The sequence below is a fragment of the Streptomyces sp. SID3343 genome (genome assembly GCF_009865215.1).
Classification (GTDB): Bacteria; Actinomycetota; Actinomycetes; order Streptomycetales; family Streptomycetaceae; genus Embleya.
This window is the reverse complement of record NZ_WWJX01000001.1, coordinates 1-14,435: the sequence shown is the minus strand read 5'-3', so window position 1 is coordinate 14,435 and position 14,435 is coordinate 1. Positions and strand designations below refer to the sequence as shown.

Here is a 14,435-nt window from a genome sequence, read left to right as displayed (position 1 = left end):
CGGTCGCCCCGGGCCCGGTCGTCGTCGGGGCCGCCGACTCGCCGGTCGTCCCCTCGTCGGCCGCATCCGCCTTCGCGTCCGTGTCCGTGTCCGTGTCCTCGGCCGCGTCGGCGCCGTCGCGCGTGCCGTCGGGCTGTAGACCCAGGAAGGACAGCAGCACGATCAGGCACCCGCCGACCACGATCGCCGAGTCGGCGAGGTTGAAGATCGCGAAGTGCTTGGGCGCGATGAAGTCGACGACGTGACCCTCGAACACGCTGGGCGCCCGGAAGATCCGGTCCGTCAGGTTGCCGAACGCACCGCCGAGCAGCAGCCCGAGCGCGATCGCCCACGGCAGGCTGTCCAGCTTGCGCGCGAGCCGCAGGATCACCACGACCACGCCCGCGGCGATCACCGTGAGCACGATCGTCAGCCCCTGGCCCATGCCGAACGCCGCACCCGCGTTGCGCGTGGCGCGCAGCTGGAGCCAGTCGCCGAGGATGTCGATCGGCGCGTGGTACTCCAGCTTGGCGACCACGATCAGCTTGCTGACCAGGTCGAGCGCGTAGGCGAACGCCGCGACGCCCAGCAGCACGGTGATGTACAGACGAGTGCGCCGGCCGGTGGGGGCGGTCGACGCGTCGTCGACCGCCCCGCTCGCGGTTGCTCCGGCGCCAAGCTCCTGCGCCTGAGCCGCCGGCTCCGCGCCACCCCGTTGTTCCGCTCCGCTGCCGATGGCTCGCTCCAGTCCTCGGACGCGCCGCCGGCGGCCTCGGGCTACCGGCGCTCTTCGCGCTGTTTGCAGGTCACACACAGGGTCGCACGCGGGAAAGCTTGCAGGCGTGCCTTGCCGATGGCCGAACCACACGACTCGCAGGCCCCGTACGTCCCGTCGGCCAGGCGACGCAGCGCCTTCTCCGACTGCACCAGCATCCCACGGGCGTTGTTCGTCAGGGACATCTCGTGCTCGCGCTCGAAATTCTTGGTCCCGGTGTCGGCCTGATCGTCGCCCGCGCCCTCCCCCGAGTCGCGCAGCAGGTCGGCGATGCCGTTCTCGGAGACCGCGATCTCGGCGCGCAGTTCGTGGACGGTCTCCACGAGGCCGTCACGCACCTCCTGCAGTTCCGCGTCGATCCAGGGGTCCTCACCCGACCGGACCACATAGACCGTCGGCTCGTGAATACCGCCGGGCGGCGTCGGCGGCAAGGTCACCGCGGGCGTCGCCGCGTGTGCCGGCGTCTTCACCGTCCGCCCCGTCCCTCCCCGCGCCGCGGCTCGTGGCGCCGCTGTCGCCGTACCGGCCGCACGGCGAGTCCGTCCGCCAGTCGCCTTGTCTGTATCCGTCATGGTCACGGCCCCCTTGTTTCTTAGGGATGGGTCGCCCCGGACAACCGGACGCGCCGTCCCGTCACTGAGTGCGCCGGGGCGGCGACGTAAGTCGGTTGTGCCCAGACGCGACCACCCTTATCCCTGTTCTACGTTTCCCGTTCGTTACCGGTTCCCGAGCGGATCGTTATACACCTGAGCGCGCTCGCGGCTCGATGCGGTCGTCGACGGGGCGGAGGCGCCGACCCGCGCGCGGGTCGTACAATCCGCAGAGCGAGACGGTGTCGATGGGGACGAGTAGCGCCGCACGCAGCCACCAGCGATCCGGGGACGGTGTGAGCCCGGAGGTGTGCGCGAGCGCGAAGATCACCCCGGAGCTGTCGGAGGAAAGGCTCGTCCCCGAACGAGCCGAGTAGAGCCGACCCTCGCGCACACGAGAGGGTTGTGCCCGCCACCGCGGCGCGCGGCCAAGAAGGGTGGTACCGCGGGGTCGGCGCGTCCGGCGACCTCGTCCCTTCGGTTGGCACGCATCACAGCCCGCGGAAGGAAGCCACATGTACCGCCCGGTACCGGCGCAGGTCGACCTGCCCGCCATGGAGCACGAAGTCCTCGCGTTCTGGCGGGACAACGACATCTTCGATCGCTCCCTGGAGCAGACCGCCCAGGGCCCGCGTTGGATCTTCTACGAAGGCCCGCCGACCGCCAACGGCATGCCCGGAGCGCATCACATCGAGGCGCGCGTCTTCAAGGACGTGTTCCCGCGCTACCGCACGATGCGCGGCTTCCACGTGCCGCGCAAGGCCGGCTGGGACTGCCACGGCCTGCCGGTCGAACTGGCCGTCGAAAAGCAGCTCGGCTTCGCCGGCAAGGCCGACATCGAGCGCTACGGGATCGCCGAGTTCAACGCGAAGTGCCGCGATTCGGTGATGACCCACGTCGGCGCGTTCGAGGAACTCACCGAGCGGATGGGCTACTGGGTCGATTTGTCCCAGGCGTACCGCACGATGGACCCCGAGTACGTCGAGTCGGTGTGGTGGTCGCTCAAGCAGATCTTCGACAAGGGCCTGCTGACCCAGGACTACCGGGTCGCCCCGTGGTGTCCGCGCTGCGGCACCGGGCTGTCCGACCACGAGCTCGCGCAGGGCTACGAGACGGTCGTCGACCCGTCCGTCTACGTGCGCTTCCCGCTCACCTCGGGCCCGTTGGCCGGCGAGGCCGCGCTCCTGGTGTGGACGACGACGCCGTGGACGCTGGTGTCCAACACGGCCGCCGCGGTACACCCCGACGTCACCTATGTGGTGGCCACCGACGGCACCGAGCGGCTCGTGGTCGCCGAGCCGCTGGTGGAGAAGTCGCTCGGCGAGGGCTGGGTCGTCACCGGCGAGCGCTTCACCGGCCGCGACATGGAACGCTGGGCCTACCGGCGCCCGTTCGACCTGCTGCCGATGGAGGACGCCAACTTCGTCGTGCTCGCGGACTACGTGACCACCGAGGACGGCTCCGGTGTCGTGCACCAGGCACCGGCGTTCGGCGAGGACGACCTGCGCATCTGCCGGGCGTACGGCCTTCCGGTGGTCAACCCGGTCCGCCCCGACGGCACGTTCGAGCAGGACCTCCCGCTGGTCGGCGGGCAGTTCTTCAAGAAGGCCGACGAGGCGCTGGTGGCCGAACTGCGCGAGCGCGGGCTGCTGTTTCGGCATCTGGAGTACGAGCACAGCTACCCGCACTGCTGGCGCTGCCACACGGCGTTGCTGTACTACGCGCAGCCGTCCTGGTACGTGCGCACCACCGCGGTCAAGGACGCGCTGCTGCGCGAGAACGAGCGCACCAACTGGCACCCGGACACGGTCAAGTGGGGCCGCTACGGCGACTGGCTGAACAACAACATCGACTGGGCGCTGTCGCGCAACCGCTACTGGGGCACGCCGCTGCCGATCTGGCGCTGCGACGAAGGCCACCTCACGTGCGTGGGCTCGCTCGCGGAGCTGTCCGAACTGACCGGCCGGGACGTGTCCGGGCTCGACCCGCACCGGCCGTTCATCGACGAGATCGTCTTCGAGTGCCCCGCCAAGGAGGGCGACGCGGTCTGCGGCGTCTCGGCCACGCGCGTGCCCGAGGTCATCGACGCGTGGTACGACTCGGGCGCGATGCCGTTCGCGCAGTTCGGCTACCCGTACAAGAACCGCGAGCTGTTCGAGAAGTCCTACCCCGCGCAGTTCATCTCCGAGGCGATCGACCAGACCCGCGGCTGGTTCTACACGCTGATGGCGATCGGCACCCTCGTGTTCGACAAGTCGTCGTACGAGAACGTCGTGTGCCTGGGGCACATCCTGGCCGAGGACGGCCGCAAGATGTCCAAGCACCTGGGCAACATCCTCCAGCCCATCCCCCTGATGGAACAGCACGGCGCGGACGCGGTGCGCTGGTTCATGGCCGCGGGCGGTTCGCCGTGGTCGGCGCGCCGGGTCGGGCACGGGACGATCCAGGAGGTCGTGCGCAAGACGCTGCTCACCTACTGGAACACGGTCAGCTTCCAGGCCCTGTACGCGCGCACCGGCGGCTGGACGCCGAGCGCGAGCGACCCCGCGCCCGCCGAACGGCCGCTGCTGGATCGGTGGTTGCTGTCGGAGCTGAACACCTTGATCGACGACGTCGGCACCGCGATGGAGGCCTACGACACCCAGCGCGCGGGCAAGGCGCTCACCGCGTTCGTGGACGATCTGTCGAACTGGTACGTACGGCGCTCGCGTCGGCGGTTCTGGAACGCCGACCCGGCCGCGCTCGCGACGCTGCACGAGGCGCTGGAGACGGTGACCAAACTGATGGCGCCGCTGGTTCCGTTCATCACCGAGCGGGTCTGGCAGGACGTGGTGCGCCCGGTCGACGCCGACGCGCCCGAATCGGTGCACATGGCGCCGTGGCCCGAGCAGGACGCGTCGCTCGTGCGGCCGGATCTGTCGCGGCACATGACGCTGGTCCGCCGGTTGGTCGAATTGGGTCGGGCTACCCGCGCCGACTCCGGCGTCAAGACCCGGCAGCCGCTGGGTCGCGCGCTGATCGGCGCGTCGGGCTGGGACGAGCTGTCCGACGAACTGCGCGCGCAGATCGCCGAGGAGCTCAACGTGGTCTCGGTGGCCGCGCTGTCCGAGGCGGGCGGCGATCTGGTCGAGTACAGCGCGAAGGGTAATTTCCGCGCCCTCGGCAAGCGGTTCGCCAAGCGGACCCCGATCGTGGCGGGCGCGATCGCCGCGACCGACGCCGCGGCGCTTTCGGCGGCCCTGCGCGAGCACGGCACCGCGATCGTCGTGGTCGAAGGCGAGGACGTCGAGGTGGTGGCCGACGAGGTCATCGTCACCGAGACCCCGCGCGAGGGCTGGACGGTGGCGAGCCAATCGGGCGCCACGGTCGCGCTCGATCTGACCATCACGCCCGAACTGCGGCTCGCGGGCCTGGCCCGCGACGCGGTCCGGCTGATCCAGGAGGCCCGCAAGAACAGCGGCCTGGACGTGGCGGACCGGATCTTCGTCTGGTGGTCGGCGGACGAATCCGAGGAGACCACCTCGGCGCTGCTGGCCCACGGCGTCCAGATCTGCGACGAGGTCCTCGCCACGGCCTTCGCCCAAGGCGCCCCGGAGGACGAGGAGTTGCCCGAACACGGCGACCCGGTCCTGGGCTTGCGCTTCTGGCTCCGCAAGGCATAGCCGCAACGCTCCCGGGGGCGGGCGTCGCCCCGGCGGCCGAGGCCCGCCCCGGGAGCGGGACTCGGCTGCCGGCTCGGCGCGCCGGCGCCCACCGTGTCGGGCCGCGTTCGGTGTTCGACGAGCGGCCGGCCGCCAGAACCGAAAAGCGCCCGTCCCCCTTGCGGGGGCGGGCGCTTTTCGGATGAGACGACCGACGCTTCAGTGGCCGGTCAGTTCTCGGGGTCCTCGTCGATCAGGAACCCACGCATCGGCGAGGGCTGTTGCATCTGCTGCGGCTGCGGTGCCTGCGGGCGCACCGGCGACATCTGCTGTGTCATCGCCGGGCTCATCTGCTGCCCGATCGACGGCGTCATCGCCGGAGACATCGAGGACGGCTGCGACATCGACTGGGACATCGGCTGCGACATCGATTGCGGCATCGACTGGGACATCGGTACCGGCGCGGACGACATGGCCGGCGGCAACGAGGCCGTGGCCGGCGTACGCGGCGGCGCGAGCGAGTCGTCGGCCTGGGACTCCAGTTGACGCAACTGGCTTTCCAGGTACGACTTCAGGCGCGTGCGGTACTCGCGCTCGAACGCGCGCAGGTCGTCGACCTTGCGTTCGAGCGTGGCGCGGGCGCTCTCGAGAGAGCCCATCGCGACGCGGTGCTTCTCCTGCGCGTCCCGCTCCAGGGCGTCCGCCTTGGAGCGCGCGTCGCGCTCCATGCCCTCGGCGCGAGTACGAGCCTCGCCCACTATCTTGTTCGCCTCGGAGCGGGCCTCGGCGATCGCCTGGTCCGCCGTCTGCTGCGCGAGCGCGAGCACCCGTGCGGCACTGTCGCCCCCGGGGTTGCCCATCTGCTGCTGTTGCTGCTGCGGTCCACCGGGGCCGAGCTGCGGCGGGCCGCCCTGGAGTTGGTGCTGCTGCGGGTGCTGCTGCTGCTGGTGCTGCGGCGGGCCCTGGAGCTGGTGCTGCGGGCCACCCTGCAACTGGTGCTGCTGCTGACCGCCCAGCTGGTGCTGGCCGCTCTGCATGCCGGGGCCACCCTGCAACTGGTGCTGGGGCGGGCCCTGAAGCTGGTGTTGACCGCTCATCCCGGGACCGAGTTGCTGCGGTCCCCCCATGGGGTGCTGCTGCGGTCCACCGGGACCGAGCTGCTGGGGGCCGCCCTGCATCTGCTGGTGCTGGCCACCCTGCATCCCCTGCGGTCCACCCATCTGGGGCGGGGGAGGAACGGGAGTCGGCCCGGATATGGCCGCCGGAACGGGCGCGTCGGGACGCTCACGCTCCTTGCGCTGCTGAGCCTGCTGCTGACTCTGTGCGGCGGCACGTGTCGCCGCCGCGAGTTTCGCTCGCAGGTCCTCGTTTTCCCTGAGAAGTCGAGTCAGTTCGCCCTCGACTTCGTCGAGGAACGCATCCACCTCGTCCTCGTCATAGCCCTCACGGAGACGGACGGTCGTGAACTGCTTGTTGCGCACGTCTTCGGGGGTCAACGGCATCTCTTCACCTCAACGTGATCGTCGGCATCGGACAGACGGTACCGCTTACAGCCTGCCCACGACGGAGATCAGGATGTAGACGATGATCATCAATACGAAGAAGGACAGGTCGAGTGCTACACCCCCGAGGCGCAGCGGAGGAATGAACCTGCGCAGCAACTTCAACGGTGGATCGGTGATGGAGTACGTCGCCTCCAGCAATACCACCATGGCCCCGCGCGGCTCGTACGACCGCGCGAACTGGAACACGTAGTCCATCACCAAACGGAAGAACAGCACGATCAAAAAGCAGTAGAGCACGATGCCGATGATCTCCAGCGCGATGCTCATTTACCTGCCCCCTCATGTGCCTTCCGGGAAGGATCGGCACCTCGCGTCAGTTTTCGCACACCTCAGCTCTGATTGAAGAACCCGCCCTCGGCGATGCGGGCCTTGTCCTCGGCTGTCACATCGACGTTAGCAGGCGACAGGAGGAAGACTTTCTGGGTCACCCGCTCGATGCTGCCGTGCAGACCGAACACGAGACCCGCGGCGAAGTCCACCAGACGTTTGGCGTCGGTGTCCTCCATTTCCGTCAGGTTCATGATCACCGGCGTGCTTTCGCGGAAGTGCTCGCCGATCGTGCGGGCTTCGTTGTAGGTACGGGGGTGCAGCGTCGTGATGCGGTAAGGCTCACGTTCGCTGACGACTTTGTGTACGGTCACCGGTGTGCTGCTCTCGGGACGGCGTTCGGGCATGGCGGACACGGTTGCGCGGTGTTCTTCCTGGCGGCCTTCGTCTCGGCTCTCGCCGCGAACAGCCCCCGCATCGCGCAGGGCTGCCGCTCCACGAACGAGTTCCTCGCGACGTTCTCGCGGTTCCGCACGCGGTTCGCGTGCGTCTCGCGGCTCCTCGCGACGCTCCTCCCGCCGCTCTTCGCGGCGATCGGTGCGCTCGACCCGGTCGCGGCCGTCCTGGCCGATGTCGTCCTCATCGTAATCGTCATACTCGTAGACATCGTCCTCCACGAGGCCGAGGTAGACCGCCATCTTGCGCATTGCGCCGGCCATGTTCCGCTTCCTCCGGTCTCACGGTGGATCGGCTGAGGTCACCGTGGGTCGTGCGATCCACTTCACGGCGACGCTACCGGAGGGAGGGCCGGACTCCGAGCACCGCAGTACCGATGCGTACATGTGTCGCCCCGGCCTCGATGGCCACTTCGAGGTCGTTGCTCATCCCCGCGGAAACCATGGTGGCAGCCGGATGGGCTTCGCGTAGGCGGCTTGCGATTTCTCGCAAACCGGCGAACGCGCGGGCGGGATCCGCGCCCAGGGGCGCGACGGCCATCACACCACCGAGAGTCAGGTGGGGCAAGGCGGCCACCGTGTCGGCGAGTTCGGCGACGTCGGCGGGCAACACCCCACCTCGGGACGGGTCTCCGTCGAGGCTGACCTGCAACAGCGCCGTGATCTCGCGCTCGTGGCGGGCCGCGGCCGCCGACAGTGCGCTCGCGAGGCGAATCCGGTCGAGCGAGTGCACGACGTCGGCGTAACCGGCCACGGACTTGGCCTTGTTGGTCTGCAATTGGCCCACGTAGTGCCATACCAGGGCGAGTTCGGCGGTTTCGGCCGCCTTGGGCGCGGCTTCCTGGTCGCGGTTCTCGCCGACGTCGTGGATTCCGAGTCCGGCGAGCAGACGCACGTCGCTCGCGGGGTGGGTCTTGGTGACGACGACGAGCGTGACGTCCTCGCGCGGTCGGCCGGCGGCGGCGCACGCGGCGCCGATCCGGTTCTCGACGACGGCCAGGTTGCGGGCGATCTCGTCGCGCCGGCCGGGTGTGTGTTCCCCCACTGAAGCGTCCGTTTCCATGGGGCCATCGTCGCCGACGGCCGGTGGATCCACGGGAGTGGGGTCAGTCCTCGGCGAGCCACACGTAGCCGGCGATCCGGCCCGTCGTGCGGTCGCGGCGGTAGGAGAAGTGGTCGGCGGACTCACGGGTGCAGATGTGCGATTTCTCACCCGTGTCGGTGCCCGACGAGACGCCTTCGGCGGCCAGTTGGGCCCACACCCCGGCGGGGATGTCGAGTGCGGGGGTGCCTTCGCGAGTTCTCGCGCGAGCGGCCGGGACGCGGCCGGCGATCTCTTCGCGCATGGCTTCGGGTACCTCGTAGCACCGGCCGCAGACGGCGGGCCCGGTGGTCGCGACGATGCGCGAACGGTCGGCGCCGAGCTTGCACATCGCCTCGACGGTGCCCGCGACGACGCCGGCGGCGAGGCCGGGTCGGCCCGCGTGCGCTGCGGCGATCACTCCGACGAACGGGTCGGCCAGGAGGACGGGGACGCAGTCGGCGACCAGGACGGCGAGCGCCAGGCCCGGCGTTCGGGTCACCAGCGCGTCGGTCGCGGGTATCGGCGACAGGTGCGGGCCGTCCACGACGGTGACGGTGTTGCCGTGCACCTGGTCCATCCACACCACCCGTTCGGCGGCCAGGTGCACCGCTGCGGCAACGCGGGCGCGGTTCTCGGCGACGATGTGCGGGTCGTCCCCCACATGGCCGCCGAGGTTCAACTCGTCGAACGGCGCGGCGCCCGCCCCGCCCCACCGGTCGGTGAAGGCGAAACGGGCGCCGCCGTCGGCGGCCCTTCGCGTGAACACGTCGGGCTCACCTCTCGTTTCGGGTACCGCGGGTACGGCCGAATGGACGAATTACTTCATGAACGGCGGGATGTCGAGATCCAGGTCGTCCTTGATCGGCTCCGGAACCAGCGGCGTGCGCGGGCCCGGGGTGGTCGGCGCCTGGTAGGTCGTCGGCAGCGGGTCGTTGAGGACGCTCTGCCCGCCGGAACCCGAGGTCGAGCGTGTCTCGCCCGGCCGGGGCCCCTGGACCGTCGTGGACGTCGCGGGCTTGCCGAGCTCGCTCTTGGACGGCGGCTGACCGCCGTCGAAGCCCGCCGCGATCACGGTGACCCGCACCTCGTCGCCCAGCGCGTCGTCGATGACCGCGCCGAAGATGATGTTGGCCTCGGGGTGCGCGGCCTCGCTGACCAGTTGCGCGGCCTCGTTGATCTCGAACAGGCCGAGGTCGGAGCCGCCGGAGATGGAGAGCAGGACGCCCCGGGCGCCGTCGATCGACGCCTCCAGGAGCGGGCTGGAGATCGCCATCTCGGCCGCGGCCACCGCGCGGTCGTCGCCGCGTGCCGAGCCGATGCCCATCAGCGCCGAACCGGCCTCGGACATGACCGACTTGACGTCGGCGAAGTCGAGGTTGATCAGGCCGGGCGTGGTGATCAGATCGGTGATGCCCTGCACGCCGGAGAGCAGGACCTGGTCGGCCGAGCGGAAGGCGTCGAGGACGCTCACCTGACGGTCGGAGATCGAGAGCAGCCGGTCGTTGGGGATCACGATGAGGGTGTCGACCTCGTCGCGAAGCTGCGCGATGCCGTCCTCGGCCTGGTTCGCGCGGCGCCGTCCCTCGAAGGTGAACGGGCGCGTGACCACGCCGATGGTGAGCGCGCCGAGCGACCTGGCGATGTTGGCCACCACGGGGGCGCCACCGGTGCCGGTGCCGCCGCCCTCGCCGGCCGTGACGAAGACCATGTCGGCCCCCTTGAGGACCTCCTCGATCTCCTCGCGGTGGTCCTCGGCGGCCTTGCGGCCGACGTCGGGATTCGCGCCGGCACCGAGACCGCGCGTGAGTTCCCGGCCGACGTCGAGTTTGACGTCGGCATCGCTCATGAGGAGGGCCTGGGCGTCGGTGTTGATCGCGATGAACTCGACGCCCTTGAGACCGACCTCGATCATCCGGTTGATGGCGTTGACACCGCCACCGCCGATACCGACCACCTTGATGACTGCGAGGTAGTTCTGGGGTGCTGCCACGTCGAAGGCCTCTCGCCTCGAGTTCCGGTCGTCACACCGTGGTTCCGGTATGACGACATTTGCCGACTGGGGAGGTCGGGACGCGATTTCCGCGAGCCACCAAAACCCTCACCCTCAGGTATAGATTTACACCGCAGCGCATCGATCGTCGCCGACCCGAACGGTGCACAGAACAGCTTTGTCAACCTGGGGCTAGGCCGACACTAGGTCCCCACCGGACACGGTTCAACGAACACGCCGAACCTGTCCCTATTGTTTTATCGCAGTGAAGGGGTGCTTCCGCTCCGTGTCAGGGAGTGGAAGCCGTCGGATTCACCGCGACCGGCGCCGCCGGCGGTAATGTCGGCGCGGCCGCCGCCGGCTCGGAAGTGGGAAATGGTTGGGTTCGTGTCACGGGCGCATCGGGCGCACTGACGTCGTAGAACTTCGCCGGCCGCTGCAACAGCACCGCGAGCACGAGCGCCTTGCGATCCGACGCGTCGGCCCCGCCCCACACGACGCTCTCGCCCTGGTCGAGCGCGAGCACGATGTCGTCGGGAGTTCGCGCGGTGACGTCGCGGACACGCTGGGCGACCGGTGGCGGCAATGCCGATACCACCTGGAACACCCCCCGTAGCGTTTCCCGACTCACCGTGTCGGCGTCGGCCTTGACGACCGGCACCCCCGGGGGCGCGGCGTCCACCGTACCGAACCGTACGCCGTCCTTGTCGATCTCCGCGAAGCGGCCCGCGTCCGGGACCACCAGCGCGGTCACCCGTTCGCGGATCGAGATCCGCACCGTGTGCGGCCAGTCCCGCTCGACCTCGGCCGAGGCCACCCGCGGCACGGCGGCCACCCGGGTCCGGATCGCGTCGAGGTCGACCCGGGCCAGCGGTCGACCCATCGGTACCGCCGCGACCTGCGCGACCTGGTCGCGCCGGAGCACCGAGAGGCCGCCGATCGAGACCTTGCGGGTGTCGAGCAGGGACGAGTGGTAGACCGTCCACCACCCGGCGCTCGCGAGGACCACGAGCGTGACGACGACGAGGAGCGGGCGCAGGTTGGTCCAGCGCCGGCGCCGGGGACGCCCGGCGGTCGCTGCCGGGCGTACCGGCGCGCGGTCCTTCGTCTTCGGCAAGAACGCTCCTCGTCCCGTGCGCCTACTGCGGCAACCGCGCGGCGGCGATCGCCTCGTGGACCATCCGGACCAGTTCCTCGTCGGCGTCGCGCCGGCCGAACTCGGCCGCGGCCTTGCCCATGTCGTGCAGCCGACGTGCGTCGGTGAGCACCGGCAGTACGGACGAGCGGATCCACTCGGGGGTCAGCTCGGCGTCGTCCACCAGGAGCCCGCCGCCCGCCTTGACCACGGGCTGCGCGTTCAGGCGCTGCTCGCCGTTGCCGATCGGCAGCGGTACGTAGGCCGCGGGCAGCCCGACCGCGGCCAGTTCGGCGCACGTCATCGCGCCGGCCCGGCACAGCACCATGTCGGCCGCCGCGTAGGCGAGGTCCATCCGGTCGAGGTAGGGCACCACGACGTAGGCCGGACCGCCGGGCGGCGAAGTGATCTTCAACTCGTTGTTGGGTCCGGCCGCGTGCAGCACCTGGACGCCCTCGGCGAGCAGTTGCTGCGCGGTGGCCGCGAGCGTCTCGTTCAACCGCCGGGCGCCCTGCGAGCCGCCGAACACGAGCAGCGTGGGCCGCATCGGGTCGAGGCCGAACATCGCGCGGGCCTCGTCGCGCAGCGCGGCGCGGTCGAGGGTCGCGATCGCGCGGCGCAGCGGGATGCCGATGTAGCGGGCCCCGCGCAACTTGCTGTCGGGGGTGCTGACCGCGACGAACCGGGTGTAGCGAGCACCGATCTTGTTGGCGAGTCCCGGGCGCGCGTTGGCCTCGTGCACGACGGTGGGCACGCCCTGCCGCTTGGCCGCGAGGTAGCCCGGCAGCGCGACGTAGCCGCCGAAGCCGACCAGGCACGACGCGTTGGTGCGCTCCAGGACGGCCGCGGCCTCGCGGATCGTGCCGCGCAGGCGACCGGGGACGGTCATCAGCTCGGGTGTGGGCTTGCGGGGCAACGGCACCGCCGGGATCAGCGCGAGTTCGTAGCCGCGAGCGGGTACGAGCTTGGTCTCCAGTCCCTTGGCCGTGCCCAGCGCCGTGATACCCACGTTGGGGTTCTGGCGGCGCAGCGCGTCCGCCAATGCCAGAGCGGGCTCGATGTGCCCGGCGGTTCCTCCGCCGGCAAGGACGACATGCACCTGATTCACCCATCCCTGCGCGGCAGGATCCGCGCGAACGCTCGACGTACCGCCCCGGGCCCGCGTGCCGCGAGCGCAGCCTCAGCCTTTGGTTCACCTCGGGCGAAGGACAACAACATGCCCACGGCGAACATGGTCGGAAGCAGGGCGGAACCTCCGTAGGACACCAACGGCAGTGGTACTCCGGCGATCGGCAGAAGGCCGAGCACCGCACCGACGTTGATCATGACCTGGGCCATGATCCACGCGGTCGCACCCCCAGCTGCGAGCCTCACGAACTGGTCTTTCGTGCGACTCGCGACGCGGATACCCGCATAGCCTAGGGCCGCGAAGAGGGTGAGTACGGACAGCGTCCCCACGAGACCCAGTTCCTCGCCGATGACGGCGAAGATGAAGTCTGTGTGCGCCTCGGGCAAAGTACCCCACTTGCCGTAGCTCGTGCCGATTCCGCTGCCGAACCAGCCGCCCGTCGCGAGCGAGTAGATGCCCTGGGCGGCCTGCAGGGTGCTGCCGTTGGGGTCGGCGAACGGATCCAGGAACCCGGTGAATCGGGCGGCTCGGTGCGGCTTGAGCACGATCAGCACGGTGGTCGCCACGCTCACCACGCCCAGCGCCAGCACGAACAGCCGTCCCGGGGCCCCGGCGATCCACAGCAGGGCCAGCACGAGCACCGTGATGATCATCGCCGTGCCCATGTCACCGCCGAGCAGCACCAGGAACAGGATGATCAGCGCGCCGGGCAGCAGCGGTACGAACATGTGCCGCCACTGGCCGAGCAGGCGCCGTTTGCGGGTCAGTACGTCGGCGCCCCACAGCACGAGCGCGAGTTTGGCGAACTCCGAGGGCTGGATCTGGAACGAGCCGAAGCCGATCCAGTTGCGGTTGCCGTTGACCTCCAGGCCCAGGCCCGGGACGAGGACCAGGCACAGTGCCGCGACACAGCCGAGCAGGAGCGGGTAGGCCAGCCGGCGATACCACCGCAGCGGCAGACGTGACGCGATCCACATCAGCGGGAAGCCGAGCGAGACCGCGATGAGCTGTTTGGTGAAGATCGCGTCGAACGACCCGTAGATGGTCCGTGAGGTGATCTGGGACGCCGACAGCACCATCACCAGGCCCAGGACGGTGAGCAGCAGCCCCGAGCCCATGAGGAGGTAGTACGCCGTCAGGGGGCTGTCCAGAGCCCGCCTCAGCTCTCTGCGGGCACCGGACAGTCCCCGGGTGCCCCGAGCGCCGGGCGGCCGGGGCTTGGGCAGGCGGGCGCCGCCCCGCGCCTTCGACGACTCGGCCGAAGAGGCGGGGCGCGCTTCGCGGGTGTCCTGCCCGGCGGCCATGTGACGAGGGCTCAGCCGGCGTCGGTGTCGAGTCCGCGGACCGCTTCGGCGAACGCGTCGCCGCGCTTTCCGTAGTTGACGAACATGTCCATCGACGCGCACGCGGGAGCCAGGAGCACGGTGTCCCCGGGCCTCGCGAGCGCCGCCGCCTGCGCCACGACCAGTTCCATCGCCCCAGTGTCGGTCGCGGCGACCTCCACCACGGGGACATCGGGGGCGTGTCGGGTGAGCGCGTCCTTGATGTCGGCCCGGTCGGCGCCCATCAGCACGGCCGCGCGCAGCCGGCTCTTCGCGCCGGAGACCAGGTCGTCGAAGGACGCGCCCTTGGCGAGGCCGCCGGCGATCCACACGATGTCCCGGTAGGCGGCGAGCGAGGCCGCCGCCGCGTGCCCGTTGGTGGCCTTGGAGTCGTCCACGTAGTCGACGCCGCCCACGGTCGCCACGTGCGCGATGCGGTGCGCGTCGGGCCGGAACGCGCGCAGGCCGGCGCGGACCGCGGCCGGCGACACGCCGTAGGCGCG

11 protein-coding genes and 2 pseudogenes are annotated in these 14,435 nt (G+C 70.1%); 1 reads left to right on the top strand and 12 read right to left on the bottom strand.

Annotated features, from left to right (window positions below):
• Positions 1–115: 115 nt before the first annotated feature.
• A pseudogene (gene lspA, locus GT354_RS00065) lies at positions 116–715 on the bottom strand (signal peptidase II); the annotation flags it as partial.
• Between the two features lie 41 nt (positions 716–756).
• Positions 757–1,224: a TraR/DksA family transcriptional regulator gene (locus GT354_RS00060; RefSeq protein WP_346011750.1), complete on the bottom strand. Its 468-nt coding sequence runs from the start codon at positions 1,222–1,224 to the stop codon at positions 757–759.
• A gap of 635 nt (positions 1,225–1,859) precedes the next feature.
• On the opposite strand from GT354_RS00060, the gene ileS reads away from it, so the two are divergent.
• The gene (gene ileS / locus GT354_RS00055) at positions 1,860–5,006 is read left to right on the top strand and encodes an isoleucine--tRNA ligase (RefSeq protein WP_161354053.1); all 3,147 of its coding nucleotides are present in this window, start codon (positions 1,860–1,862) and stop codon (positions 5,004–5,006) included.
• A gap of 209 nt (positions 5,007–5,215) precedes the next feature.
• Here ileS and GT354_RS00050 read toward each other — a convergent pair whose 3' ends face one another.
• From GT354_RS00050 to murD, 10 genes and pseudogenes are all read right to left on the bottom strand, one after another.
• Positions 5,216–6,487 (bottom strand): DivIVA domain-containing protein, encoded by a 1,272-nt coding sequence (locus tag GT354_RS00050; RefSeq protein WP_161354052.1) that lies wholly within the window; start codon positions 6,485–6,487, stop codon positions 5,216–5,218.
• A gap of 45 nt (positions 6,488–6,532) precedes the next feature.
• Complete coding sequence (locus GT354_RS00045) at positions 6,533–6,817, bottom strand: YggT family protein (RefSeq protein ID WP_161354051.1); 285 nt, start codon at positions 6,815–6,817, stop codon at positions 6,533–6,535.
• 62 nt (positions 6,818–6,879) lie between these two features.
• Entirely contained in the window at positions 6,880–7,536 is a 657-nt protein-coding gene (gene sepF / locus GT354_RS00040; protein WP_161354050.1) for a cell division protein SepF, read from the bottom strand.
• Positions 7,537–7,609: 73 nt separating this feature from the next.
• Positions 7,610–8,335, bottom strand: coding sequence for a YggS family pyridoxal phosphate-dependent enzyme (locus tag GT354_RS00035; protein WP_161354049.1), 726 nt, complete (start codon positions 8,333–8,335; stop codon positions 7,610–7,612).
• Between the two features lie 43 nt (positions 8,336–8,378).
• Positions 8,379–9,122: a peptidoglycan editing factor PgeF gene (pgeF, locus tag GT354_RS00030; RefSeq protein WP_161354048.1), complete on the bottom strand. Its 744-nt coding sequence runs from the start codon at positions 9,120–9,122 to the stop codon at positions 8,379–8,381.
• Positions 9,123–9,173: 51 nt separating this feature from the next.
• The gene (gene ftsZ, locus GT354_RS00025; protein WP_161354047.1) at positions 9,174–10,346 is read right to left on the bottom strand and encodes a cell division protein FtsZ; all 1,173 of its coding nucleotides are present in this window, start codon (positions 10,344–10,346) and stop codon (positions 9,174–9,176) included.
• 289 nt (positions 10,347–10,635) lie between these two features.
• Entirely contained in the window at positions 10,636–11,463 is an 828-nt protein-coding gene (locus GT354_RS00020; RefSeq protein ID WP_161354046.1) for an FtsQ-type POTRA domain-containing protein, read from the bottom strand.
• A gap of 22 nt (positions 11,464–11,485) precedes the next feature.
• The gene (murG, locus tag GT354_RS00015) at positions 11,486–12,580 is read right to left on the bottom strand and encodes an undecaprenyldiphospho-muramoylpentapeptide beta-N-acetylglucosaminyltransferase (RefSeq protein ID WP_161354054.1); all 1,095 of its coding nucleotides are present in this window, start codon (positions 12,578–12,580) and stop codon (positions 11,486–11,488) included.
• Positions 12,581–12,585: 5 nt separating this feature from the next.
• A complete protein-coding gene (ftsW, locus tag GT354_RS00010) occupies positions 12,586–13,914 on the bottom strand; it encodes a putative lipid II flippase FtsW (RefSeq protein ID WP_161354045.1) in 1,329 nt (442 codons plus the stop codon).
• A gap of 11 nt (positions 13,915–13,925) precedes the next feature.
• A pseudogene (gene murD / locus GT354_RS00005) lies at positions 13,926–14,435 on the bottom strand (UDP-N-acetylmuramoyl-L-alanine--D-glutamate ligase); the annotation flags it as partial.

Excerpts from the sequence above, each read along its gene's own strand:
- ileS (WP_161354053.1), top strand. The coding sequence starts at position 1,860 with ATGTACCGCCCGGTACCGGCGCAGGTCGACCTGCCCGCCATGGAGCAC.
- GT354_RS00050 (WP_161354052.1), bottom strand. The coding sequence starts at position 6,487 with ATGCCGTTGACCCCCGAAGACGTGCGCAACAAGCAGTTCACGACCGTC.
- GT354_RS00045 (WP_161354051.1), bottom strand. The coding sequence starts at position 6,817 with ATGAGCATCGCGCTGGAGATCATCGGCATCGTGCTCTACTGCTTTTTG.
- sepF (WP_161354050.1), bottom strand. The coding sequence starts at position 7,536 with ATGGCCGGCGCAATGCGCAAGATGGCGGTCTACCTCGGCCTCGTGGAG.
- GT354_RS00035 (WP_161354049.1), bottom strand. The coding sequence starts at position 8,335 with ATGGAAACGGACGCTTCAGTGGGGGAACACACACCCGGCCGGCGCGAC.
- ftsW (WP_161354045.1), bottom strand. The coding sequence starts at position 13,914 with ATGGCCGCCGGGCAGGACACCCGCGAAGCGCGCCCCGCCTCTTCGGCC.